This window comes from Psychrobacter sp. Ps3 (genome assembly GCF_022129275.1).
GTDB classification, from domain to species: Bacteria; Pseudomonadota; Gammaproteobacteria; order Pseudomonadales; family Moraxellaceae; genus Psychrobacter; species Psychrobacter submarinus.
This window is the reverse complement of the sequence record NZ_JADQAL010000001.1, coordinates 48,392-72,810: the sequence shown is the minus strand read 5'-3', so window position 1 is coordinate 72,810 and position 24,419 is coordinate 48,392. Positions and strand designations below refer to the sequence as shown.

21 protein-coding genes and 1 other RNA gene are annotated in these 24,419 nt (G+C 45.1%); 13 read left to right on the top strand and 9 right to left on the bottom strand.

All coding sequences use genetic code 11. The annotated features are described in order from the left end of the window. The first annotated feature begins 115 nt into the window (after positions 1–115). The 4 genes from I3248_RS00330 to I3248_RS00315 all read left to right on the top strand — a co-directional run bounded on the left by I3248_RS00330 (position 116) and on the right by I3248_RS00315 (position 3,921). Positions 116–1,309, top strand: a complete 1,194-nt coding sequence (locus I3248_RS00330; protein ID WP_238062175.1) for an O-succinylhomoserine sulfhydrylase — start codon at positions 116–118, stop codon at positions 1,307–1,309. A gap of 74 nt (positions 1,310–1,383) precedes the next feature. Beyond that, a complete protein-coding gene (locus tag I3248_RS00325; protein ID WP_025647354.1) occupies positions 1,384–1,713 on the top strand; it encodes a YbaB/EbfC family nucleoid-associated protein in 330 nt (109 codons plus the stop codon). A 152-nt stretch (positions 1,714–1,865) separates the two neighbouring features. Next, the gene (gene recR, locus I3248_RS00320) at positions 1,866–2,459 is read left to right on the top strand and encodes a recombination mediator RecR (RefSeq protein WP_201610277.1); all 594 of its coding nucleotides are present in this window, start codon (positions 1,866–1,868) and stop codon (positions 2,457–2,459) included. Positions 2,460–2,607: 148 nt separating this feature from the next. Further along, positions 2,608–3,921 (top strand): HRDC domain-containing protein, encoded by a 1,314-nt coding sequence (locus I3248_RS00315; RefSeq protein WP_238062132.1) that lies wholly within the window; start codon positions 2,608–2,610, stop codon positions 3,919–3,921. On the opposite strand, the gene I3248_RS00310 is transcribed toward I3248_RS00315, so the two are convergent. The 3 genes from I3248_RS00310 to I3248_RS00300 all read right to left on the bottom strand — a co-directional run bounded on the left by I3248_RS00310 (position 3,911) and on the right by I3248_RS00300 (position 6,234). Next, complete coding sequence (locus tag I3248_RS00310; protein WP_238062131.1) at positions 3,911–4,600, bottom strand: alpha/beta fold hydrolase; 690 nt, start codon at positions 4,598–4,600, stop codon at positions 3,911–3,913. The genes I3248_RS00315 and I3248_RS00310 overlap by 11 nt on opposite strands. A gap of 113 nt (positions 4,601–4,713) precedes the next feature. Beyond that, the gene (locus I3248_RS00305; protein ID WP_238062130.1) at positions 4,714–5,550 is read right to left on the bottom strand and encodes a UDP-2,3-diacylglucosamine diphosphatase; all 837 of its coding nucleotides are present in this window, start codon (positions 5,548–5,550) and stop codon (positions 4,714–4,716) included. 171 nt (positions 5,551–5,721) lie between these two features. Continuing rightward, a complete protein-coding gene (locus tag I3248_RS00300; RefSeq protein ID WP_025647344.1) occupies positions 5,722–6,234 on the bottom strand; it encodes a peptidylprolyl isomerase in 513 nt (170 codons plus the stop codon). A gap of 336 nt (positions 6,235–6,570) precedes the next feature. On the opposite strand from I3248_RS00300, the gene I3248_RS00295 reads away from it, so the two are divergent. The 4 genes from I3248_RS00295 (at position 6,571) to I3248_RS00280 (ending at position 11,339) form a co-directional block, all read left to right on the top strand. Beyond that, the gene (locus tag I3248_RS00295) at positions 6,571–8,322 is read left to right on the top strand and encodes a glutamine--tRNA ligase/YqeY domain fusion protein (RefSeq protein WP_238062129.1); all 1,752 of its coding nucleotides are present in this window, start codon (positions 6,571–6,573) and stop codon (positions 8,320–8,322) included. 286 nt (positions 8,323–8,608) lie between these two features. Next, the gene (locus I3248_RS00290) at positions 8,609–9,247 is read left to right on the top strand and encodes a peroxiredoxin (protein WP_025647340.1); all 639 of its coding nucleotides are present in this window, start codon (positions 8,609–8,611) and stop codon (positions 9,245–9,247) included. A gap of 321 nt (positions 9,248–9,568) precedes the next feature. Next, positions 9,569–10,222, top strand: coding sequence for a glutathione S-transferase family protein (locus I3248_RS00285; protein WP_025647338.1), 654 nt, complete (start codon positions 9,569–9,571; stop codon positions 10,220–10,222). A 175-nt stretch (positions 10,223–10,397) separates the two neighbouring features. Continuing rightward, positions 10,398–11,339 carry an META domain-containing protein gene (locus I3248_RS00280; protein ID WP_238062128.1) on the top strand — a complete coding sequence of 314 codons (942 nt, stop codon included), beginning with the start codon at positions 10,398–10,400 and terminating at the stop codon, positions 11,337–11,339. A 134-nt stretch (positions 11,340–11,473) separates the two neighbouring features. Here the strand turns inward: I3248_RS00280 and ruvC are convergent, their stop codons facing one another. Next, positions 11,474–12,058, bottom strand: a complete 585-nt coding sequence (ruvC, locus tag I3248_RS00275) for a crossover junction endodeoxyribonuclease RuvC (RefSeq protein ID WP_025647333.1) — start codon at positions 12,056–12,058, stop codon at positions 11,474–11,476. 188 nt (positions 12,059–12,246) lie between these two features. Here ruvC and I3248_RS00270 point away from each other — a divergent pair, with 188 nt between their 5' ends. Next, the gene (locus I3248_RS00270; RefSeq protein WP_025647331.1) at positions 12,247–12,876 is read left to right on the top strand and encodes an FxsA family protein; all 630 of its coding nucleotides are present in this window, start codon (positions 12,247–12,249) and stop codon (positions 12,874–12,876) included. A 208-nt stretch (positions 12,877–13,084) separates the two neighbouring features. Here I3248_RS00270 and ssrS read toward each other — a convergent pair. After that, positions 13,085–13,280, bottom strand: a non-coding RNA gene (gene ssrS, locus I3248_RS00265) — 6S RNA. A gap of 258 nt (positions 13,281–13,538) precedes the next feature. Here ssrS and gpmI point away from each other — a divergent pair. Both gpmI and I3248_RS00255 read left to right on the top strand, forming a co-directional pair. Continuing rightward, positions 13,539–15,179, top strand: coding sequence for a 2,3-bisphosphoglycerate-independent phosphoglycerate mutase (gene gpmI / locus I3248_RS00260; protein WP_238062127.1), 1,641 nt, complete (start codon positions 13,539–13,541; stop codon positions 15,177–15,179). A 280-nt stretch (positions 15,180–15,459) separates the two neighbouring features. Then, the gene (locus I3248_RS00255) at positions 15,460–17,007 is read left to right on the top strand and encodes a S41 family peptidase (RefSeq protein ID WP_238062126.1); all 1,548 of its coding nucleotides are present in this window, start codon (positions 15,460–15,462) and stop codon (positions 17,005–17,007) included. A gap of 66 nt (positions 17,008–17,073) precedes the next feature. Here the strand turns inward: I3248_RS00255 and I3248_RS00250 are convergent, their stop codons facing one another. From I3248_RS00250 to I3248_RS00240, 3 genes are all read right to left on the bottom strand, one after another. Further along, entirely contained in the window at positions 17,074–18,606 is a 1,533-nt protein-coding gene (locus I3248_RS00250) for a sigma-54 dependent transcriptional regulator (RefSeq protein ID WP_238062125.1), read from the bottom strand. A gap of 105 nt (positions 18,607–18,711) precedes the next feature. Then, the gene (locus I3248_RS00245) at positions 18,712–20,415 is read right to left on the bottom strand and encodes an ATP-binding protein (protein WP_238062124.1); all 1,704 of its coding nucleotides are present in this window, start codon (positions 20,413–20,415) and stop codon (positions 18,712–18,714) included. A 104-nt stretch (positions 20,416–20,519) separates the two neighbouring features. Then, complete coding sequence (locus I3248_RS00240; protein WP_201557696.1) at positions 20,520–21,155, bottom strand: response regulator; 636 nt, start codon at positions 21,153–21,155, stop codon at positions 20,520–20,522. 446 nt (positions 21,156–21,601) lie between these two features. Between I3248_RS00240 and I3248_RS00235 the strand changes: the two genes are divergently transcribed. Both I3248_RS00235 and I3248_RS00230 read left to right on the top strand, forming a co-directional pair. Further along, the gene (locus tag I3248_RS00235) at positions 21,602–22,708 is read left to right on the top strand and encodes a serine hydrolase (protein WP_025647319.1); all 1,107 of its coding nucleotides are present in this window, start codon (positions 21,602–21,604) and stop codon (positions 22,706–22,708) included. Between the two features lie 160 nt (positions 22,709–22,868). Further along, positions 22,869–23,549, top strand: coding sequence for a thiamine phosphate synthase (locus I3248_RS00230; protein WP_238062123.1), 681 nt, complete (start codon positions 22,869–22,871; stop codon positions 23,547–23,549). 128 nt (positions 23,550–23,677) lie between these two features. Here I3248_RS00230 and I3248_RS00225 read toward each other — a convergent pair whose 3' ends face one another. After that, a complete protein-coding gene (locus I3248_RS00225) occupies positions 23,678–24,007 on the bottom strand; it encodes a TraR/DksA C4-type zinc finger protein (protein ID WP_201557692.1) in 330 nt (109 codons plus the stop codon). Positions 24,008–24,419 lie beyond the last annotated feature (412 nt).

Sequence of the window (24,419 nt, the reverse complement as noted above, 5' to 3'; positions counted from 1 at the left end):
GAGCCAATCGCCAGCACAACAAAATAGCAACGACAGTGGTTTGGAAAGTAGCAACGACAGTGGTTTAGATAGTAACTGGCGCTCAGATGCCTTAGATCTAAGCCTCGATTATGGTATGCAAACCGTCGCCGTACGTGCCGGACAGCATCGCACCGATGAAGGTGAGCATTCTGAGGCTATCTTTACCACCAGCTCCTATGTCTATGAGTCGGCGAGTGATGCCGCCGCACATTTTAATGGTACTAAGACGGGTAATGTCTATTCGCGCCATACCAATCCAAGCGTGCGTACCTTTGAGCGCCGCCTAGCTGCGCTTGAGAATGGCGAGCGCGCAGTCGCCACCGCCTCTGGCATGGGCGCTATTTTGACTATGTGTTTGGCTTACCTAAAAGCAGGCGATCACTTGCTGGCAGCCAATCAGCTGTTTGGCTCGTCTATTGGACTGTTCAATAATTATATGGCTAAATTCGGCGTCGAGGTCAGTTACGTTGACTGCTTTGACAACGATGCTTGGGCCGCGGCCGTGCAGCCAAATACAAAGCTCATCTACTGCGAAAGCCCGAGTAACCCGCTAGCGCAAATCTGCGATATTGGCTTTTTAAGCACGCTCTCAAAGGCCAACGATGTGCTATTGGTTGTTGATAACTGTTTTGCCTCTCCTGCTATTCAGCGCCCGCTAGACTTAGGCGCGGATGTGGTGATTCACTCAGCGACTAAATATCTAGATGGACAGGGCCGCGTGTTAGGCGGCGCTTTAGTCGGCAGCGACAAGCTGATGCAGGAGGCGTTCACAGTAGTGCGCTCAGGTGGTATCAGTATGAGTCCTTTTAACGCTTGGGTATTTACCAAAGGTCTTGAGACGCTCAAACTGCGTATGCAAGCTCACTGTCATAATGCCAATCAGGTCGCTGAGTTTTTGCTGAATCATCCAAACGTTAGCACTGTGCATTTCTCTGGGCTAAAAGACCACCCAGCGCACAAGCTTGCAACACGCCAGCATCATATGGCAGACGCTTATGGCGCGATTATGGGTTTTGAAGTCAAAGCGACCGATTCTGCTAATGGTACGCAAAATGGCAAAGCTGCTGCTTGGCAAGTGATAGATGCGACACAAATGATATCTATCACCAACAATCTAGGCGATGCTAAGACGACAATCACCCACCCTGCGACGACGACGCACTTTCGCTTAACTGCTGAGGCTCGCGCTGAGGCAGGTGTTAATGATAGCCTAATTCGACTGTCTGTAGGGCTGGAGGATGCTGAAGATATTATCAAAGATTTGGCTCGCGGCTTAGACAGTTTATAAAGATAACGCTATAATTAGCTTAACGTTTTATTTTTATCTAAATTCACCCGGATTACAAAGACAAAGAGAGTATTATGAATATTCAAGCCTTGATGCAACAAGCACAATCCATGCAAAAGAAAGTCGAAGCCAACGTTGAGACCGCCAAAAAAGAGCTGGCCAATAAAGAAGTGCAGGCAGAAGCGGGCAGTGGCCTTGTCAAAGTGACGATGACCGGTCGCCATGTGGTTAAGCGTTTATCTATCGACCCTAGTCTTTTAGAAGATGAGCCTGATATGATCGAAGATCTAATCGCCGCTGCTATCAATGATGCTGTTCGTCAGGCCGATGATCTGTACGAAGAGACAATGGCTGGCGCGACCTCAGGTATGGGTCTACCACCAGGTATGCAAGGTATGTTCTAAGCGATAACTCATTGCTAAATAACATAAAAAGCGTATAAATACTGACTGTAGTAGTCAATAGATGGGGTTGTTATCGTAACGATACGACCCCATTTTTATAACTAGAGATTAAGTTATAGCGTCCGTTTTTATAATTGCAAAAGGATAATAATTTGCTTACTGCCAAATTCGATCAGCTAGTCAAGCAGCTGCGTATATTGCCTGGTGTCGGTCAAAAAAGTGCTCAGCGTATGGCGCTGCATCTGCTGAGCAAAAAGCGCCCGCAAGGCATGGCGCTAGCACAAGCTCTAGACGAGGCGATGCGTGAGATTGTGGAGTGTCAGCGCTGTCATAGCTTCAGTGATGAGAGTATCTGCCCGCTGTGCCAAGACCCAAGACGCGATAATACCCAGCTTTGCGTGGTCGAGACTGCCGCCGATGTGATGGCTATAGAGCAAACGGCGGGCTACCGCGGATTATACTTTGTATTGGGCGGTCACTTGTCGCCTATCGATGGCATTAGCGCCGATGATCTCAATATCGATCAGCTGGTCTGGCGGGTCAAAGACGAGCCGGTAGATGAGCTGATACTAGCGACTGGCACGACGGTAGAGGGGCAGACGACGGCGCACTTTATTAGTGAAGCGGCCAGTCGCCATGTCAAAAAGGTCACGCGCCTAGCACAAGGGGTGCCAATGGGCGGTGAGCTTGAGTATCTCGATAGTATGACTTTAGGCCAAGCGCTACAAAACCGCTCTTTTTTATAATGCAGCGTTTTTTTATTCGTTGACGACTCAGTAGACTAGGCGTTATGCCTAGTTTTTTATTTTTGAAATAAATGACACTCGCCCAATTAATACGCCGATATTGTTATAATCGGCTCATTAACTTTTCAATTTAAGCAGGTATCTGCCCGTGTCTAACTCCTCTTTGACAACGCTAACCACTTCGCAAGATGATATAGCTACTGATAATAACACTATAGATCCGCTTGATAATCCAGCCATTTCTGCATCAAACGCCTTGCCTACAAAGCCTGATATTGATGCTTTACTTGATAGCGCTGATGAGCTACCGGTGACTTGGATCAAAGAGCAGTCCCAATTGACACCCGTCATTGAGGCTTTGAAAAGCTGTGGTCGGGTGGCACTGGATACGGAGTTTATCAAGCGCGATACTTATTATCCGCGCTTGGCTTTGGTGCAGATAAACGTAGGCGAGCATATCTATTTATTAGATGCCCCGCAGTTACAGTTACAGGACGTCTGGCAAGCGCTAAGCGCAGTTGATGTCGCCATTTGGCACGCTTGTGGCGAGGATTTAGGCATTTTTTACTTACTATCTGATTGCCCGCCGCTGACCAATATCTTTGATACGCAAATTGCGCTATCGTATTTAACCGGTCAGTTGCAGATGGGCTACCAGCAAGCGCTCGATGATCAGCTAGATATGCATATTGATAAGGAGCAAAGTCAGTCCGACTGGCTGCGTCGGCCGCTATCTGATGAGCAAGAACAGTACGCAATAGATGATGTGCGTTTTTTGCCAGCGCTATATTTGAGCTTAGAGTACGAGCTAAAAAAGCAAGGCCTGTACGAGTATGTCTGGGCGGATTGTCAGCTCTATGCTCAAGAGCTGTATGACTCGCAGCAGGTTGCTGATGAGGATATGTACTTAACCATGGCGGACTATCGCTACGATACGCAGCAAATGGCAATACTGCAAGCGGTAGCCAGTTGGCGTGAACAGCTAGCGCGCGCGACCAATCAGCCGCGCACCTTTGTGATAAAAAAACAAGCGGTACGCGAGATTATCACTGAAAAGCCCAAATCTATGCGCGAGCTTGCGCACAAGACCACTATGCACCGTAGTATGCTCAGACTCTATGGTGAAGAGCTACTCAAGGAGATTAAGCAGGCTCAGCAGTTAGCGCCTGCCGAGCGTCCGCCGAGACTGCCTGCGCCTTATCGCTCCAAGAACAAAGCGCTGTCAAAAGCCGTTCAACATGCGACCCAGATACAAGCAGAGAAAACCGGTATACCAGCGAATGTATTAATGCGCAAAAAGTGGCTGCATCAGCTATATGAAGTCATTGCTTATGATAAAGACTTAGCTGATCTGCCAGAGGGCTTACAAGGTTGGCGTCATGAGTGGGTGATGCAGACTTTGATACCTGTGATTGAGGAGCATAAAGCTGAGCTTAAACAAGGTATGGGCGTTAAAGGTTAATCGCTATATGCTTAAACCGCCCATGATCCAAAAACCAAATCACTTGCCGCGAGACTTCTGTACTCATTAGCATGCCAGTATGAGTGACGGGCAAGATGATATGGTCAGTAGCGCCGGCGAGCTGAGTCTCAGTGACATATACGGTGCCGTCATGAGCTAAGCTTTTGTCTTCTATGTCGCTATCAGCCTTACGCCGTTTACGATTGTGGTAGCTCAAAATCGGCTGACCTAATCCCTGTGCTTTATTACCAGCGATTACACCAAGCTCAATATCGTCAGGCAAAGACGCAACCGTGCCGTCTAAAGCTTGCTTGTATGATTTACCGACAATAAAAGGCGCTAATCGCCAACTATAATCACCACTGACGCTGCCCAAATGGGGCGTACCTAAAGTGACACAGCGTCCAATCTGCCACTGCGGATAATGAGCGACAAAATCGCGGATTATCAGCCCGCCTAAGCTATGACCAACCAGATCAATTGGCTGATCAGGGCGATGATGACTCTCAAGCCAAGTGTTTAAGCGGGCACTGTTGGTTTTGATATCGTCGCGCATGCTGCGATAGCCAAATTGATGAGTATCAAACCCTCGTGCTTGCAAGCGTTTGGCCAGTGGCCGCATAACAAAGGCCGCTTGATGCAGACCGTGAATAAGAATGACGAGATTAGGTTGAGGCATAGTATCTACTAGGGCTATGTTTACTGTGATGAGTATCTATTATTATAGATGTCAGTTATTATAATTAGGTTTTGCTGCACAAAGCGCTCTTTATGCGCTTATACCAGCTGGGTTTATACTGAGTAGACAAACTCAACTAAGCTAAATTCAGCCTCTGCTGAGTGCGCCTCTGCTACAACCGCTCCAATCACTGCGCTCACCTTTGGCAGGCGCGTTTCGTTATCGATATGCCGCCAATCACCGAGCACGTAACGAGTTTTACCATTGATCGTTTTATGAACGTTGGGTCTATGGGTATGACCATGTAGTAGCGCATCGTTATCAGTGACCGCTTGCGCGACCGACTGCTCATTGACGTCCATGATATAGGCGTCTTTGGTGCGGTTATTGAGCTTACTCTTCGCGCGGATATTATCAGCGATGGCTAAGCGCCTCGATAGGGATTTATTGAGTAGATACCATTTGCTCAGCCGGTGACGTATCACCTTTCGAAACCATTGATACTTTTTATCATCGCTGCACAGCGCGTCGCCATGCTCTAAGCGATAGCTTTGTTTACCAACGTCTAGGCTATAGGGCTCATCAATCAGCTCACCGCCAAACAAATTGAGAAAACCGCGATCTAATAAAAAATCACGATTTCCGTGCATGACTAATATCTCACAGCCCTTTATACGCAGCTGCTTAAGTTTATTAATTAATGGCGTGAGCCAGTGCGCTTGCCTGTCGTCATCTGCCAATGATAGATAAACATCATCGCCAAGCCAAACCTCAAACCAGTCGCCTAAAATAAACAAGCGTTTGAGATTCGGCAGAGCGAGGCAGTCATCAAGCAGCGCCAAAAAAGCCTGCACAAGGGCAGGCTCGTCTAGCGATAAATGCAGATCACTAATTAATACTTGCCGTACATCATGCGGGCGAGTGGTTATTAGATGATTAAAGGTTTGCATTTATAATTATCCTAATGAGTGTTTCTAATTATCTTTTAGCGCGGAACTGGTATAAATTTTCCTAGCGTACTGTGTCTACGCTGTTTCGATGTTGCGCAAAATTAATTCCAGTTCCGCTGGATCGTTTTTATACTGATATTACTACAGCTATCTTTCTCAGCTAGCGTTTGCTTATTGAGAAACGACTTTAGCAGAGTTGATAGTGATAGGCTCGTTTGGCACATCAGCATGCATACCAAAACGGCCTGTTGCAACGCTGCGCATTTTTTCAATTACATCCATACCGTCGGTGACTTTACCAAATACCGTGTAACCCCAACCTTGCATGTTTTTGCCCGAGTGGTTCAAGAAGTCGTTGTCTTTGACATTGATAAAGAATTGGCTAGTGGCTGAATGCGGGTCTTGAGTGCGCGCCATAGCGATAGTGCCTTTGTCGTTCTTAAGGCCATTATCCGCTTCGTTTTCGATTGGTGCGTTGGTTTTTTTCTCATTCATTTGGGCGTCCATGCCGCCGCCTTGAATCATAAAGCCATCAATAACGCGGTGAAAGATAGTGCCTTCATAATGACCTGAGTTGACGTAGTTTAAGAAGTTTTCTACGGTTTTTGGTGCTTTTTCTTCATTGAGTTCAATAGTGATATCACCCATTGACGTCTCTAACTGTACTACTGGCATATCGCTCATGGTTGTCTCCTGATTGTTGGTGTTGGAAAGTGAATTGGGCTGAGTGTCTGAAATCATTGTGTTGTTAGTATTGGTGCTGGCACAACCTAATATAAACAAAGGGGCAAATAAGCTGGCAAACCCGAATGTTTTGATAGCATGCATAGATATTCCTTTTCGCTCATAAGAGGCAGTGTTAATTTAGAGGTCAGTCTAACGGCTTTTTTGCCTGATGTCATGTATCTAGCTGTTAATGAGTTTGCAAAAGCTGATAGAATAACGCAACTCTACCTTTATTCTTAATTTTATAATTATTTTAATTCAAGCCGCTAATAAGTGGCTTAGGAGCAATAGTTGATGAGTGCTAAACCTAGTAATAACGAGAGCAATGATATAAAAAAAGATGAGCCGAAAAACGACTTTATTCGTAATATTATTCGTGAAGATATAAAAGAGCAAAAATACGAGCAAATCGTGACCCGTTTCCCGCCTGAGCCTAACGGCTATTTGCATTTAGGACACGTCAAGTCTATTTGTCTTAACTTCGGGGTGGCTGAAGAGTTCGATGGCCTTTGTCATTTGCGTTATGACGATACCAATCCGACCGCTGAAAAGCAGGACTATATCGACAATATAGAAAAGGACGTCCAGTGGTTAGGCTTTGAGTGGGCAGGCGAGGCGCTACATGCATCGAGCTATTTTGATCAGCTGCATGCGTGGGCGGTACAATTGATCGAGCAAGGCGATGCATATGTCGATTTGCAAACTCCTGAGCAAATCCGCGATAACCGTGGCTCTTTTACCGAGCCTGGCAAGCCCTCGCCGCAGCGCGATGCTAGCGTGCAAGACAATTTGCAGCGCTTCGCCGATATGAAAGATGGCAAATTTGCCGATGGCGAAGCGGTGCTGCGTGCCAAGATCGATATGTCTGATGCCAATATGAATATGCGCGATCCTATTATCTATCGGGTCATGCATCAAGAGCATCATCAAACGGGCGATAAATGGTGCATCTATCCGATGTATGATTTTGCCCATCCTTTGTCGGACGCTATAGAAGGTATTACTCACTCACTCTGTACACTAGAATTTGAGGATCATCGTCCCTTTTATAACTGGATTATCGAGAAGATTGGCTTTGACATACCGCCGCATCAGTATGAGTTTAGCCGCTTAAATGTCGATCATACTTTGACCAGTAAGCGTAAGCTTAAGCAGCTCGTCGATGAAGGCATCGTTGAAGGTTGGGATGATCCGCGTATGCCAACAATAGCGGGTATGCGTCGCCGCGGCTATACGCCAGAGGGGCTACGTGATTTCTGTGCTCGCGTTGGTATCGCAAAAGCCGATGGCGTCACTGACATGCGCCTGCTCGAGTTCAGTATTCGCCAATCTTTGGAGACGACCACCGCACGCGGTATGGCAGTACTCAAACCGTTAAAAGTCACGATTACCAACTTCACCGAGGCGGTGAGCCAGTGGCAAGATTTAAAAGCTGATAGCGTCGCCGCGCGCTTTGATGAAGACAGTCAAACCTTATGGCTGACTCAGCCCAAGCATCCTAATGTCGAGATGGGCGCGCGCGAGATTCCTTTTACCCAAACCCTTTATATCGATCAAGGCGATTATGAGATCGTGCCGCCGGCGGGTTATAAGCGCCTATCCCCAGAAAAACCTGAAATTCGTTTGCGTAATACGTATGTGCTTGCGGTCACTGAGCACATTACCGATGATAATGGCGACGTGGTTGAGCTCAAAGCAACTATTGACCCGGCGACACTAGGTAATAATCCTGAAGGCCGAAAAGTTAAAGGCGTCATTCATTGGGTCTCAGCCGATCAAGGTGTGCCAGCAACGGTACGACTCTATGAGCCTTTATTTAGCGCAGAAGATCCCAGTAGCGTAAGTGATGTGCATGAGGCGCTGAACCCGAATTCTTTGACGGTGTTAAATGCGGTCGTGGAGCCATCGCTTGCGCACGCGGATGCTGGCACGCGCTTCCAGTTTGAGCGCGAAGGTTACTTCATCTCAGATAGCGAAGAGCACAGTAGCGATAAGCCAGTATTCAATCAAATCGTCAGCTTACGTGATAGTTATAAGCCCGCTTAGGTATTGATCTTAACTATCAACCTGAACTATCAATATTAGTTTGCAAATGAGCCCATTTCTAGTAATCTAGGAGTGGGCTTTTTGCTTATCATTAAACAGAATAAGCGCATTACAATCTCTCACAAGACATTCATAACTGTTTTGGTAAGCTAGAGAAGCTTGTTTACTAAATATAGCTATATAGTTGTACAACTATATAGCTATGATAACAATACAGCGTGGCAGCCCTGTAGGCGCTGACGCTGAAACATTAATAATTTCAAACACTAATAACAGGGATACTATTATGGCAGTTTTACGTTTAGGTGACGACGCTCCAAATTTTGATGCAGTCACAACCGAAGGCAATATTAATTTTTATGATTGGGCAGGTGATAGCTGGGTGGTGCTTTTCTCGCATCCTTCAGATTACACGCCAGTTTGTACGACAGAGCTGGGCCGTACCGCAGCGCTAGGCGGCGAGTTTCAAAAACGTAATGTCAAGCCAATCGCCTTGTCAGTAGACGGTTTAGATGATCATAAGGGCTGGGCGAAGGATATTGAAGAAACTCAAGGCACTGCCGTGAATTTCCCTATTATTGCCGATTCCGATCGTAAAGTGGCTGATCTTTATGACATGATTCACCCCAACGCTGATGATACTGCCACAGTCCGTAGCGTATTTATTATCGATCCAAATAAAAAGGTGCGCTTAACGCTGACTTATCCAGCCAGCTGTGGCCGTAACTTTGATGAGATCGTGCGCGTCATTGATGCTATGCAATTGTCGGATGAGTACAATGTAGCCACGCCTGTTGATTGGAAAGAAGGCGATGACGTTATCATTCCACCGAGTGTTAAAAACGAAGATATCGCTGCTAACTATCCAAAAGGCCATACTGAAGTGAAGCCTTATTTGCGTACCACTCCAGCGCCAAACAAATAAGCGGCTTTGAATTAAGTTACTTTAAGACGTTACTGTAATATGTGGCTTTAATATGTGGTTTTAATAAAAAGTAACTTAATAGCCAGTATTCAATAAAAGCTCTATGACATAAAGTTATAGAGCTTTTTTACTATTCGTAGCAAAAGTTTTAATCAAGTTTGCTATGATAAGCAAAGTAGGCTGACCATTAGGCAGCGCTACATAAAGCTAAAATAAATATTATTTAGTACGGTTAATTAACAGTGCGAATTAGTAATGCTAATTAACCATACTAAAGCTCTTACAGTCAACCAAAACTCATTCACTTACAGGGAAGTTACTATGAAAAAGCTATATATTACGCGCACGGCACCCAATCCACGTAAAGCGATTATTCTATTGGCCTCAAAAGGCATCGATGTTGACGATATGAATGATCTGAGTGTGGTGGATATTGACTTTGCTCGCAATGAGCAGTTCTCAGAGTCTTTTACTGATATCAATCCAATGCAAACTGTGCCAGTGCTGACTTTAGGCGATGGCACTGTGCTCAATGACTCGCAGGCAGTCTGCGAATATCTTGACCGCGTTTATGGCGAGCGCTCGGTGATGGGTAATGATGTGGTACAGCGCGCGCAAGTCTGTGCTATGCGCCGTATTGCTGAGTTTGAAGTACTGTACAATTATATGCTAGCGTTTCAGCATAGCCACCCTTCTAAAGCTCAGCGGGTCGAGCAAGTACCAGAGTTTGTAGCGCCGTCTATCGCTCGCGCTGTTAAAGCTTTACCTTACTTTGACAATGCCCTTGAAGGCCGCGACTATTTAGTCACCGATCATCTCACTTTTGCTGATATCGTACTGTATTTAGGTCTTGATTTCGGTAAGGCTCTGAAAGTCAATCCTTTAGAGCAAGGCGACAATCTTGCACGCTTTTATAACAGCATGCATGAGCGTTTTAGCATTAAGGTTATGGCAAAGCCTAAGTCTGACTCTTAAATAAGATATATAACCCCTAAGATATATAAACAATAAACGGCTCAGTCTATACTGATATAGTCGTTTATTGCGGTAAGTGTGATGAATAATTATAAATAGTATCCACGTAACGTAAACCCTAAAAAGTAACGTAAACCTGTAAAAATTTAGACTTGTTTTAAAAGAGAGATTGCCTATGCTAACGACGACGAACCCACCAGCTGTGAGAACCACGTTAAAAACGGCTTTTTTGCCCAGTTTGCTAGCAGCAGCAATGACTTTGAGTGCTTGTAGTGACAACGCTCCAGTAGCAGATAATGAGGATGCTAATGCTGCGGCTACTGAAGAGGGTGAAGTGGCAGCAGAGGTTGATGCTAATGATAGCGTTAGCACTGCTGAGTCAATAAGTGCTGAGGATCAGCTATTGACCAAGCTTAGTGATTACCGCTGGGTATTAGCGACAGCGACGGATAATAACGATCAGCCGATTACCTCGCTTACGCCTATCAAAGAACAAGTGACTTTGCTGGTTAATTCGCAAAACAATGATATCTTGAACTATAGCGTTGGCTGCAACACGATGGGCGCATCTTTTGCGCTCACAGGTGATAAATTGACGATTAGTGAAAGTATGAGTACCAAAATGTCTTGTGGCGAGCTTGATAAAGCGGAAACCAAGCTTAATCAGCTTATGCAAGGGGAGAGTCAGATCAGCATATCAGCTACGGCCAGTAACGCTGAAACCCCAATGTTAACGCAAGTTACTAGCGATGATAGTACTTTAGTTTGGAGAGGTAGACTGACATTACAAGCCAAGTACAATAGTAATGGCGAGACTATATTTTGGGAAGTGGCAGCGGAATCAGCGCCGTGTCAGGATAATGAGACGCAGATGTGCTTGCAAGTACGGCCAATCACTTATGATGATCAAGGCTTAAAGACCAGCGAAGGGCAGTATATGGACTTTGCAGGCAGCATTGATGGTTATCAGCATGATGGTCAGCATAATGAGATATTGCGTCTGCAGCGTTTCAAGACAGATACTGATACCGTATTAGTCGATAATGCCGATTCACAATACGCTTATGTACTAGATACAGTGATCGAAAGTACGTTAGTGGACAATAGCTCTGAATAAGTAGTGGTCTATCTAAACTAGAACCTAACAAACCTGTACCGCCATATCGTAAAAACGCGCTAATATCAGCGCGTTTTTTTATTACAAAATTTTTTATAGCTTTTGATCTATTTATTAGAATATAACTGATACTGTCAATTTAGGTTGCCTAAATCCTCTTCGCTTAAACGCCAGCGACCCTTTTTCTTAGAGGAGCTGCGGCCTCGTAGTGCGCTATTGAGAATGAGCTTATTCATTGAGTGGCTAGAGTGCGCGTGACAAATGGCGCAGGCGAGACCATCAGCGGCGTCTTGCTGCGGCACCACCTCTAAGGTCAAAATACGGCATACCATATCTTGCACTTGCTCTTTGGCAGCCGCGCCATAGCCGCAGACTGCTTGTTTGATTTGCCGAGCGGTATATTCGGATACTTCTAGATCTAGCGCCACCATAGCGGCGATAGCGGCGCCGCGTGCTTGCCCTAATTTAAGCGCTGAATCTGGGTTGTCGGCCATAAATACTTGCTCGATAGCGGTATAAATAGGCTCATCAGCGTATTTGAGGTGATGCTGAGTGATGCGAGTTAAACCATTGAAGATACGTTTTAAGCGTTCAGGCATCTCTTTGGTATCGGTGCGAATGGTGCCGGCATCTATATAACTCAGTTTGTCGCCTGTTTGCCGTATGATGCCATACCCTGTCATACGTGAGCCCGGATCGATTCCGATGATAATTGCCATAACTCTCCACTATCTTGATTGTTTTGCTAGTGATTACTGTCTTCGCATCTAGGTCAATATAAAGTAATTTATCAGATGACTATTTACTTAAAAATGCGCTACAAGTTTGATAGTATAGCAAGCCATCCCCATATACATCATATGTTAGCCATTTTAATTTTTTAAGTTTATTTTAAGGACGACACGTCATGGGTCAGATAGTTGGGATTGCCATTGTTTGGTTTATTATTGAGATGCTGGTTTGGTATTTGATTGCCCAGTTCACCAGTGGCTGGCTTGTATTTATGTGGTTTATTATTGCCGCAGTGATCGGTATCTCGCTTATACGTAAAGGTATGGTAGCTCTGAACCCGATGGCGCAGCAGATGAAAGCTGGCGGTATGATGAACCCAGCTATGCGCCCGCAAGAATCTACTATGCTAAAAAGTGTCGCGATGGCGGTTGCTGGCATCTTACTATTAATACCTGGGGTCATTAGCGACGTATTAGCGCTATTGGTCGTCCTGCCGCCAGTGCAAAAGCTGCTCAAAGATAAAGCCAATAATTATGTTATGAATAATCAGCAGAAGATGATGGAGATGATGGCTAAGCAAATGGGCGGCGCTGGTGGTATGGGCGGCATGGGTGGTCAAAACCCGTTTGGCGGTATGGGCGGGCAGAACCCGTTTGGCGGCATGAACAATCAACAAAATCCATTCGGTCAACAGCAACAAAACCCGTTCAGCGATGTGTTTAAGCAGCATACGACAGTAGATGGCACGGCCAAAAATGTACCTAAAGATGTCAAAAAAATCACTAAATCGGCTAATGACGAATAGCCAGTAATGCTCAATCTCTTATAGTGCTAGGTTTTTGTATCGCTTTGGGTGGTCTTTAAGATTGTAGGGTCTTTAAAAATTTTAATTTCCTATTTTGAACGTCCATAAAAAAAGCCCCTATCTGCATAAGATAGGGGCTTTTTGGTGGTTGGTGCTCTCTTTATTGAATATTACTGTATTCGCTATAAATAAGAACACCTAACCGAATGTAACAACCAAAGTGTCGCCGTAAGATGGTAACCCATGAACCGTGAAGTTCAGGGCGGATGTGTCATTGCCTCGGCAGGTTTCCTGATACACTGCAAGCAGTGCAGGCATACACAATGAAGCAATAGGTAGCACATCCTGGTAAAGCATTATCGGCTCAGGGAATAAACATCTACTAGCCAACACTTCAGAATAGTTTTATCTTAACCAATGAAATTAGGTATTGCAAGTCTGATTTACAGATTGATACCCTTTGTTATTTGCACGAATAGTTGCCATATATCAGTAGAGAGGAAGATAAAAAGCCGATTTTTCAGCAATTTCAAGATGTGTGCTAATATAGACCACTTTATATTGTCTGAATCAATAAAGCCCAGTTGCGTACATGTATTCGATTGACAATATCTCACTATTTAAGCAGTACAGGTTTTCATTCATTTGAGGAGCGGTAATCTATGGCTAGTAAGCAACAACCATCAGAGTCTATCAACGACAAGACCCAGTACAGCGATCAGCAAAATAAAAAAACGCCACACGTATTAATGATATTAGATGGCTTTGGGCATCGTGAAGAAAATGACGATAATGCTATTGCTGCCGCCAATATGCCAAACTTAGATCAGATTTATCAGCAGTATCCGCACGGATTAATTTCAGGCTCAGGAGAAGACGTCGGACTGCCGCCGGGTCAGTTTGGTAACTCTGAAGTCGGTCATATGAATCTGGGCGCTGGACGCATTCTTTACCAGGACTCAACGCTCATCTCAAGCGAGCTTGAGAGTCGTGAGTTTTACAAGAATGAAGCGCTAGTAGGTGCGGTAAAAGCGGCTAATGAGCTTGGCGGTAATGTGCATATTATGGGCCTGCTCTCTGATGGCGGTGTGCATGCGCATCAAGATCATATTGAGGGTATGTGTCACTCCGCGCTCGTTCACGGTGCCAAAAACGTTTTTGTACATTGCTTCTTAGATGGTCGTGACACGCCGCCTAAATCTGCGGATAAATATATCAATCGTTTGCGAGAGTATTTAAATAAACTAAACTCGCACTACGAAGGCAACGTACAGATAGCCAGTATCATCGGTCGTTACTATGCTATGGATCGTGATAACCGCTGGGATCGCGTACAAAAAGCTTATGAGCTGATTACCGAAGGGAAAGCGGAGCGCATGTCAACGCGGGCGGATGGCGCCATTCAAGCAGCCTATAAAGCGCGCGAGACTGACGAGTTTGTCAGTCCAACTACCGTTATCGAGCATGGCGAAACCCCATGCACTGTCGAGAATGACGATGCGGTAATTTTTATGAATTTCCGTTCTGATCGTGCGCGTGAATTGGCACAAGCTTTTGTACTGCCTGATCATGAATTCTCAGGTTTTGCGCGTCATAAGCAGCCAAGGCTCGCCGCTTTTGTTATGTTGACTAAGTACTCAGACGTGCTCGCGGACAACCCCAAAACGAGCATCGCTTATCATCCGACATCACTCAGCAACACTTTAGGCGAGTACTTACAAAACCAAGGTAAGACGCAGCTACGCATCGCCGAGACAGAGAAGTATGCGCATGTGACCTTTTTCTTCAGTGGCGGCCGTGAAGAGGAGTTTACTGGAGAAGAGCGCATTTTAGTGCCTTCACCAGATGTGGCAACTTACGACCTACAGCCAGAGATGAGTGCGCCGGAGGTGACCGATGAGCTCGTTGAAGCTATTGAGTCTGGTCAGTATGATGTGCTGATCGTCAACTATGCTAATGGCGATATGGTAGGGCATACCGGTATCTTTGATGCAGCAGTCAAGGCGGTAGAGGCATTAGATGTCTGTATCGGCCGCGTTAAGACAGCGGTGCGCGCCGCTGGTGGAGATATGCTTATTACTGCTGATCATGGTAACTGCGAGCAGATGCAAGACTATGAGAGCGGGCAGGTGCATACTCAGCATACCACTGAGCATGTGCCACTGATTTATATTGGTGACAGGGATGTCAAAGTACGTAGCGGTGGCCGATTAAGTGATGTCGCGCCAACGATACTTTCGTTGATGGAGCTAGAAGTCCCAAGCGAGATGACTGGTGAAAACTTACTGATCGCTAACGCTTAAGTCGATAAGCTTAAATCGATAAGTAGTTCTAAAGCGTACTTATAATCGGCGATTTAAACGGTCTTATCAGCATTTGCCAAAGATAGAAAAAGGGAAGAGTAGAGATTATTCTTCCCTTTTTTATGCTTTGCTGTGCAGGCTTTGTCCTCTATAGTTTTTGCTTCTATGGTTTTTAAAGTTTATTGGTTATTAAGCCGACTTTAAGTGGTTTTTATCATAGCCTTAAGCTATCTTATGGTGTTATATAACAAAATTATTTATTTTTCAGGTGAGTTTTCCTATGCCTTTATCTGCTCTCAAAAATCTTCTTTTGGTAATACCAGTGAGTCAGCAGCAAGTGCTCCGAGCTATGCTGAGCCCTTGTCTATTAGCGGTGTTCGGCTTGAATGGGCCTGCGCACGCTGCGCTCAATGATGATCAGATAAAAGTGATAGACAAAGCTGGTGAGCAACAAAAGCAGGACACCGATACTACTGCTAATCTGCAGCTGATCAGCTTACAAGATAACAGGCCAATGATTGACAGCAGCACTGATAATCGGAGTGATGGTTTTTTAGAAGACGATACTAGCGCTTCTGATCAAAGCCAAGATTGGCCAGAGGATGACAGTGATGACAATGATGACAATGATGATATCGATGCCTTTGGCGATAGTACAAGCAGCCCATTAGCAGACGATATTGACGATGACTATGAAGAGGTACCGCGTGAAGTGGCGAACGTATCGCTCAAAGCCATCTCTCCTGAGACCCTTAAAACCTTTGTCGCTGTCGTTGATTTGGTGCGCCGCGAGTATATAGATCCGGTCAATGATGAAGTGTTATTCAATAATGCTATGAGCGGTATGCTGACCAAGCTTGATAGTCATGCAGAGTTTTTGGATGCTGAGGCGTATGAAAACTTACGTGCTTTCACCCAAGGCGATGTGGGTGATGTCGGTATCGAAGCGCACTATCAAGCGGATGCTGATCATTGGGTCGTGACTGAAGTGATAAAAGATTCACCTGCAGACCAAAAAGGCGTGACTGTCGGAGATTATTTACACCAAGTGGGCGAGTTTAAGCTTGATGATGAACGTGCGCCTAATGATATCAAACAATTATTAACCGGTATTGCCGGCTCACAAATCGATGTCATCGTATCAAAAGCCGGACGACGTAAACGCGCAGTGACGCTCCAGCGTAATCATACACGTACACAGAAGATAGATACGCGTTTGCTAGATGGCGTGGCTATTGTAAAACTACCATCTTTTCAAGAAACAACGCGCGAAAAAATAGTACAAAGTCTGATTGATTTAGACGCGCCTATCACTGGAGTGCTGTTAGACGTACGAGATAATCCAGGCGGGGTGCTGACCTCGGCAATCGATGTCGCCAGCCTTTTTATGAAAGATACGGATGTGGTACAAGTTAAAGGCCGTCAAGGCGATCCACGTATCTTAGCGACGAAAGGCAGCGCGTTACTTGCGCCGTTGCCGGTAGTCATTTTACAAAACCGGTATTCTGCCTCAGCAGCAGAGGTGTTAGCCAGTAGCTTACAGGCGCAGAACCGCGCCACTATCGCTGGGGAGACAAGCTACGGTAAAGGCTCGGTACAGTCGGTAATCGCATTAAATGATGAGCAAGCCGTCAAGCTAACGGTAGCCCACTATCTAACTACAGAGGGTGCAAAAATCGATAAAGTTGGGGTGCAGCCTGATGTGACTTTGAATGGTAGTGAAGGCTCATGGGAGCAGCAAGCACTTGACTTACTACGCCCAAAAATACAAAACTCAGGAATTCATCTGGTTAGAAAAAGCCATGTTGCCCAGCCAGCGGTGAAGTAGCTAGAGCGCTGATTATATAGCTGTATGTAGCTCTTAATGGCTAGACTATGCTGATAACTAGCGTAGTTACGAGTCTGTTTGCTCTTCAGCAATTCCAAGTTTTTTCATGCGATAGCGTAAGGAGCGAAAGGTGGTACCTAAGAGCTCAGCAGCTTGTGTTTTATTCCAACCAGTCTGCTGCAGCGCAGTGACAATCAGCTGTTTTTCTTGCTGCTGTAGATAAGCCTCTAAGCCTTTTTCGGGTAATTCAGCAGAGGTACTTTCTTGCATCGCTGCTGATACACTCGCTTTCGTGTCTTTTTGAGGATTATCCGTTGGTAAACTATCCTCTGCCGCAGCTACGCTGTTGGATAAAGGCGTAGTTTGGCTAGTCGGATCAGTCGTAGATTGTGACTGATCATAATAGGATGGCTCAGACAATGACGCCTCAACCTCCGGTAATCCTAAGTGCTCGGCTGCGATGATATCACTCTCCGCTAACGTTATCGCTCGCTCTAACAAATTACGTAGCTCACGGACGTTACCGGCGAAATGATGCAACTTTAAACGCCCAATAGCATCATCACTGAGCTGTGGTGATCCTTCTAGTTGCCACTCCTCACGAATCAAAGCTAAGAAATGCTGAGCCAAAGCCGGAATATCATGCGCACGCTCGTTAAGCGCAGGTAGCTTTAGCTCAATGACATTGATACGGTAGTATAAGTCTTGTCTAAAGTGGTTAGCCGCTACCAGCTGCGCCAGATCTTTATGAGTGGCAGATAATAGGCGAATATCGATGGCGACCTCTTTGGTATCGCCAATCGCACGCACGGTTTTTTCTTGAATGGCGCGCAGGAGCTTGACTTGCATCGCTAAAGGTAAGTCTGCAATTTCGTCCAAGAACAACGTCCCGCCATTGGCTTGTTGAAACAGTCCTTGCTTGTCAGCCACTGCACCCGTAAAGCTGCCTTTTTTATGACCGAAAAACTCTGACTCCATTAGCTCAGAGGGGATAGCGCCGCAGTTGACAGGAACAAAATGCGCCTCACGTCGAGGACTTAAGTCATGAATGAGCCGAGCGGCGACTTCCTTACCTGTCCCTGAAGCCCCTGATAAAAATACCGGTGCTTGCGAGCGGGCAAGCTTTAAGATAGTCGATTTTAGCGTATGCATGACTTTGGTGTCGCCAATTAAGCGCTGGTCTAGCAATTGCTGTTCAGGCGTCTTCGCGTCTGCTGGTTGAACGCTATCATCTTGACGAATGACTTTTAGAGCGTTTTCGACCAACTGCCGCAAACGCGGTAGCTCCAAAGGCTTATTGACAAAATCAAATGCGCCTAATTTTAGCGCTTCGATAGCTAAGTCCATACTGCCATGTGCGGTGATGACAGCCACTGGCACAGTAGAGCTGCTGCTGATAAGTTTGACCAGATCAAGACCTGATCCATCCGGTAATTGCAGATCTGTGAGACAAAAATCGTATTCATTGTCTTGCCAGTAAGCTTTTGCCTGCGCTAAATCATAAGCGACATCGCTTTTGATGCCCATTTTAGTCAGGGTGATTTGCATTAAGCGGCACAAATCTACTTCGTCATCGACGACCAGTGCAGTTGCTGTCATAAATAACCTTTCAGTGTTCAACGAATAAAATGGGTATAAAGCAGTTAGTATAGATTAATGGGTTAAAAGGCAGCTAAAGTCGGCCACCAATGAACGCTTATCTGTTTAGAGGTCCACACTCTCGGCTATAGCCTGCTCGGTTAAAATAGCTGGAATGATCAAGCGAAAGCAGGTTTTTTCGTGCTCTGGAACATAGACTAAACGCGCCTGATTAGCCTCACTAAACGCTTGTGATAAATATAAGCCTAAGCCTGTACCAGCTTTATCAGTGGTAAAAAACGGCTCAAATAAGTGCTCAATGTCAGCGCTTTTTACCCCTTTGCCATTATCTAAAATATCGATTATAACATCGTTACGCCGACTATAAATCTCTACTTCTACGTAAGCATGAGGATGAGATAAGCTACTATAGCGCAAACCATTGTTGATTAAATTAATCAATATCTGCTCTAATTGATGAGTATCAAAGACAATAAGAGGCTGCACTTTACCGGATAAAAACACATCATGACCACTAAAATGGTTAGCGATAAACTCTACCATCCAGCTCTCAAGCGTAATGCTGTGTTTATTGGGCGGCTGTCGTTTGGAGAGCTTTAGCACATCTTCAATAATTCTGTTAACGCGCTTGGTTTGCGAGAATATCATCTTGTATAGCTCAAAATTGCTATCATCGACGCTGTTAGCCGCTATCCTAACTGACGCGTCATCAGTACTGACAGGATCGGCATCAATATCTTCCATAAGCAGCTGGCTGGCTTGTGATATGGCGGATAAGGGGTTACGAATCTCATGCGCAATACTAGCGGTTAGCTGTCCAAGCGAGGCAAGCTTGAGCTGCTGCGCGCTGGCTTGTTCACGGCGTAAGTCTTCTAAGATGATCAGGCGGCTATAGTCTTTTAGCGGGATAACTTGCACTCGTAAACGCGCTATAATTGAAGCTTCTATAGTCGTTGGCAGCTCGTAAGTAAACAGCCTTGATTGCCCCGCAGGTACCGCCAAACAAGTCTGCAATAACTGCGTGTGTAGATGCGCTAATTGCTCATGGAAGCTTGCAAGCTCGTTGTTTGTCTCATCGATGTCTAATAGCTGATATGTCGCGCGATTGGCCAGTACAACCTGCTGCTGATCTAGGACTATGACGCCATTGATCATTTGGCTGATAACTTCTTGGTTGATATCGTTGAGCCGGGCCACTTCTTTCGCTTGCTGCGCGGAGACTTTTTCAACGTGTAATAAGCGCTGCGATATCGTCCAAGTTAAAAAACCAACAACCAAAAAGCTTGCCGACATAAGCAGCGCGTCGCCTAGATTTGCTAAGCTGATGCTACTAGAGAGCGCATAAAAAAACTGTTGATAAATAACAAATATAACAGCGAGCAAAGTGATGACTAGCGCTTGCGAGCCGGGAAGCAGCATAAAGCTTGCGGCAACGACCACCATATACAGCATCGTCAGTTGTAAATCTGGCGCGCCACTGCTATAAAGCAACAAGCTGAGCATAATGATATCGACCGCTAAACCAAAGCTTAGTTGGCGCTGTGGGCGCTTGCGTACGACATAAAATAAACCCAGTAGAATGATACTAAGTAGCGTGTAAAATATCAGCGCGGTCTGCTGTAATAAACTAGGCAAAAGCAGATTATCAGCATTAGCATTCGCATAAGCTAATATCAAAAAAAACACATTAATAACCACACGGTAACTGCTATACACCAGCCCCAATCGACGCAGCTGTGAGGAGGGTAGCGTATCGTTTTGCTGACGATAGTTGTTGATAACAGTCATCGTTTTGGCTAATAGGGTCATAAAGTATAAGCATCGAAGCAGTACAATAAAAATAGCATCATAGTAGATCACCTCAGCGGGAGTACAGAGTTAAACAAAGTTAAAATGTAACCTTGTTTTAGTCATTAAGGCTGTATTAAACCATGACGAATGGCTAAGTGGGTCAACTTTACATCGCTATCGACGCCTACTTTTTCGTAGATACGGTAGCGGTAAGTATTGATGGTTTTGACACTCACAAAGAGCTGATCAGCGATTTCTTGTGGGCTTTGACAGTTGACTACCATCATCGCTACTTGCTTTTCTCTATCACTTAATAAGTCAAAAGGCGAGCCGGCTTTATCAGAGAGTAATACTTCCGCTAACTGCTCGGCCACATCGTGACTGAAGTAACGCCCACCTTGATGTACCTTTTTGATTGCTCTTATCATCTCATCAAGAGGCGTTCCTTTAGTGATATAACCGTTGACGCCTGCTTTTAGCAGCATAGAAGGATAGGGCTGAGTGACGACGCTGCTTACTGCTAAAATCTTGCTGCCTATGCCGAGCTGTACCAAACGTTTAGTCGCTTCTAGACCGCCGATATTCGGCATATTGACATCCAACAAGATGACATCAGGGATCAGGTCACGCGCCAGTTTGATAGCCATGTCGCCGCCATCAGCTTCCCCTACGACTTCGATATCAGCACTATCGGCCAACATCCGACTGATACCCATACGCACCAGATCGTGATCGTCTACTACTAATACTCTAATCATAGTTATACTCTTAATTATACGGTCCACAGCGTGTTTGATTGCTACTTTTACGATAAGCTATTATTTATGATTGGAAATAAAACTATTACTAATCAAAACCTTAGAGCTAAAAACTCCAAAAATAACAAGCGAATAGAATTATATTACTGGAATGTTAATCAATATTGCTAGAAACTAAAGCAAATGTAGCAAAGTTTACTTAAGACTCAAAAAGGTTTACGTATGCAGCATAGTCGATTACTCTAAAATACAAACCATGATACACTAAAAGTACACAATACTATCTTAGTAATCATTTGCCAGTCGTTATTGGGCTATATCAATAGAGAGCTGATAGTAAGCTAATTGTTATTAAGCTACGTATAGCCATCATCGTTTCACGCTATTTATCTATCGGTCGTCTATTATAATCGGTGACTGACGCCATACCAACCGCAGGGGGAAGAATGAGACATTTATCATTAACCAAACAGCAGCTCGTTGCTGCTCTAATTTCAATGAGTTTGGGCGGTGTTGCGCAAGCAGCGCTTACAATTAATGGTAACCCTGAAGCTAGTGCGCGCGTTAGTTGGGGCGGTGCTGATAGTCTATCAGAAGCTCGTAATATCATGTACAGTAAATCGTCTACTGTCAGCCGTGCTAATAATGGTTCAAGCATTAAAAAAGTAGATAACGGTTACGGCACTACCAATATTACTAACGCTAGTAGCTATGGTAGCAGCAATAATAGATTCAACGCTAATAATAGATATAACACGACTTACAATGGCAGCTTTGGCAGCAGTGATATGATTCCGATCAGCACTGACTCTCGTAGTGTGACGGTAATTGATGCGGAGACTGGCGAATCTATTTATGAAAAAGATGCGGATAGAGCGCGTCCTATGGCTAGTATCACTAAAGTGATGACAGCGATGGTGGTACTAGATAGTGGTCTAGATATGCGTGAGGAACTTATCTTGGAACCTGAGGATTTTATTGGGCCTAAACGTGCCAGCTCACGCCTAAAATCAGGCGATCGATTGAATCGTGCTGAGATGCTATTAATGTCATTAATGAAGTCTGAAAACCCTGCAGCAAAAAGCTTAGCGCGTAACTATCCAGGCGGCTATGATGCCTTTATGCGCGCGATGAACCGTAAAGCGCAAGAGCTCGGTATGACCTCTGCATTCTTTGGCGATCCGACAGGACTTGATAAGCGTAACGTTGCTTCCGCAAACGACTTAGTAAAAATGGTACGCGCTGCTGGTAACTATGATGTGATCCGCCGCTTCTCTACCACAAAGAGCTACGACTTTTATGTTGCCAACTATGCCCGTGGTAACCGTACTTACTCAGCTAACAATACTAGCAGTTTGGTTCGCTCAGGTAACTATCCTATCGGTATCTCGAAGACCGGTTTTATCAATGAAGCAGGTCGCTGCGTAGTTATGGAAACCCGCGTCAATAATCGTCCGGCTATCATTGTGATCTTAGGTGCTAATAGCTCAGCGACACGCTGGGGCGATGCTAAAAACATCTTAAATAGTTTAGCGAGCCGCCGTACGGTATAAGACTGTCCTACATTTGTGATTATGATTAGGCTGTTATTTAAGATAACAGCCTTTTTTATGACACTTATCTTTAGAGCTGAGATGTGACTTAAGTTTTAGCTTTTATGTCTTATATTTTGAACCCATAAATCATCTAAACTTACATCGAGCTGCCCGCGATATGACTGAGCTATTGAAACCTTTAAATCTACTAGTGCCTAAGCTGTATCTATTGACCAATGATGACAAGTTACCAGTGCTGCTGGCGAAGCTTGAGATGGCCTTGGCGACAGGAGTCGTGCACTTGCTTCAGATCCGCCGTAAGCAAGTTTTAGCTACAGATAATGGTGCCGCTAAGCTCTATCAAGAGGCGCTGCAAATCGTAGCGCTTGCCAAAAGATACAAGGTTGCGGTCGTGATTAATGACGATATAGCGCTCGCCGAGCAGCTAGGCGTGGGCGTACATCTAGGGCAGAGCGACGGCAGTATCGAGGCGGCTAGGCAGCGCTTAGGATGTCAGCAAGTGATTGGACGGACTTGCCACGATGATGTCGATTTGGTCGTTAAGGCGAAAAGCGCAGGCGCAAGCTATGCCGCAATGGGCGCTATCTTTAGCTCAACCACTAAGCCTAATGCCCAGCCTATAGAGCGCTCGAAGCTTATAGCAGGATGCAAGCAAGATATAGATATCTGCGTGATAGGCGGTCTAACCGCTGAGAATATTACCGGGCTGCAAGGTTTGCCTATTCGTTATGTCGCAGTCGTCGGCGATATTATGGATTTGAGCGTTGATAAAATCGCGCATCGTTGCCAGCAGTGGCAGCAAGCGTTAAATACTTGGAGTACGGCCAGCTCAAAATAAAGAGCTAATAAAGTCTTAGCATCAATGACTTCAACGTTTGCGACAAAATATTGCTATAAAAAAGGCATACTCATCACAGTATGCCTCAATGTTTATTAATAAAAACCCGATTTTAAACTTTAGATAGCTTATTCTGCGTGCTCCATACATAAAGTGGCGTAAGGCACGGCTTTTAGACGCTCTTCTTGGATAGGCTCACCGCAGACTTCACACTCAGTATAAGTCCCGTTTTCGATACGGCTTAGCGCCTCATTAACATAAATAAGGTTCTGCCTAGCTTCTTCAGCCAGCAGCTGGCGCGTATCGTTTTGACGAATAGAGATCGCTTGATCTTCCCAGTCTTTATTGAGCTCGTCTTGCGGGTTTTGAATATGGTCTTCGATAGTATCGATGCGGGTTTGGTATTCTTCTTGTAGCTCTAATAGTGTCTTTTTGGCCGCATCTAAATCAATACTCATTGTACTCTCCTATTGGTTTTTGTTGTTTTGTACCGTAACAGCTTAAGGCGAATAAGCAAATAGTGCCACCACGAAATGTTACTGATATTTATTGAATAGGCTTATAAGGGCGTGTTGAACATTCAAATATTAGGACTGCTGATAGATAAAATCGCACCAAACTAGGCGTAAACCGACGATAATGTCGAGGCCTTAGCTAGGTTTACAACACCGTTTGGGGTGATTTTAGCATCAGCCCTTTGGGGCGGGGCTCTTTTTTGCCAATACATGGCGAAATTGTCTATCCTAGAATGACTAGGCTTCGAAAATTTCACTGCGTATTGCCTGTAAAATAGCCGCCGCCAGTGCCACATTTGAATGTTCAACACGCCCTAAAAGCGTTTATCGAAGGTTTGTTATCATGTGGACTGTT

Bases quoted from the DNA above. Each gene is read 5' to 3' on its own strand.
- I3248_RS00330 (WP_238062175.1), top strand. From the start codon at position 116: ATGCAAACCGTCGCCGTACGTGCCGGACAGCATCGCACCGATGAAGGT.
- I3248_RS00325 (WP_025647354.1), top strand. From the start codon at position 1,384: ATGAATATTCAAGCCTTGATGCAACAAGCACAATCCATGCAAAAGAAA.
- I3248_RS00310 (WP_238062131.1), bottom strand. From the start codon at position 4,600: ATGCCTCAACCTAATCTCGTCATTCTTATTCACGGTCTGCATCAAGCG.
- I3248_RS00305 (WP_238062130.1), bottom strand. From the start codon at position 5,550: ATGCAAACCTTTAATCATCTAATAACCACTCGCCCGCATGATGTACGG.
- I3248_RS00300 (WP_025647344.1), bottom strand. From the start codon at position 6,234: ATGAGCGATATGCCAGTAGTACAGTTAGAGACGTCAATGGGTGATATC.
- I3248_RS00295 (WP_238062129.1), top strand. From the start codon at position 6,571: ATGAGTGCTAAACCTAGTAATAACGAGAGCAATGATATAAAAAAAGAT.
- I3248_RS00290 (WP_025647340.1), top strand. From the start codon at position 8,609: ATGGCAGTTTTACGTTTAGGTGACGACGCTCCAAATTTTGATGCAGTC.
- I3248_RS00285 (WP_025647338.1), top strand. From the start codon at position 9,569: ATGAAAAAGCTATATATTACGCGCACGGCACCCAATCCACGTAAAGCG.
- I3248_RS00280 (WP_238062128.1), top strand. From the start codon at position 10,398: ATGCTAACGACGACGAACCCACCAGCTGTGAGAACCACGTTAAAAACG.
- ruvC (WP_025647333.1), bottom strand. From the start codon at position 12,058: ATGGCAATTATCATCGGAATCGATCCGGGCTCACGTATGACAGGGTAT.
- I3248_RS00270 (WP_025647331.1), top strand. From the start codon at position 12,247: ATGGGTCAGATAGTTGGGATTGCCATTGTTTGGTTTATTATTGAGATG.
- gpmI (WP_238062127.1), top strand. From the start codon at position 13,539: ATGGCTAGTAAGCAACAACCATCAGAGTCTATCAACGACAAGACCCAG.
- I3248_RS00255 (WP_238062126.1), top strand. From the start codon at position 15,460: ATGCCTTTATCTGCTCTCAAAAATCTTCTTTTGGTAATACCAGTGAGT.
- I3248_RS00250 (WP_238062125.1), bottom strand. From the start codon at position 18,606: ATGACAGCAACTGCACTGGTCGTCGATGACGAAGTAGATTTGTGCCGC.
- I3248_RS00245 (WP_238062124.1), bottom strand. From the start codon at position 20,415: ATGACCCTATTAGCCAAAACGATGACTGTTATCAACAACTATCGTCAG.
- I3248_RS00240 (WP_201557696.1), bottom strand. From the start codon at position 21,155: ATGATTAGAGTATTAGTAGTAGACGATCACGATCTGGTGCGTATGGGT.
- I3248_RS00235 (WP_025647319.1), top strand. From the start codon at position 21,602: ATGAGACATTTATCATTAACCAAACAGCAGCTCGTTGCTGCTCTAATT.
- I3248_RS00230 (WP_238062123.1), top strand. From the start codon at position 22,869: ATGACTGAGCTATTGAAACCTTTAAATCTACTAGTGCCTAAGCTGTAT.
- I3248_RS00225 (WP_201557692.1), bottom strand. From the start codon at position 24,007: ATGAGTATTGATTTAGATGCGGCCAAAAAGACACTATTAGAGCTACAA.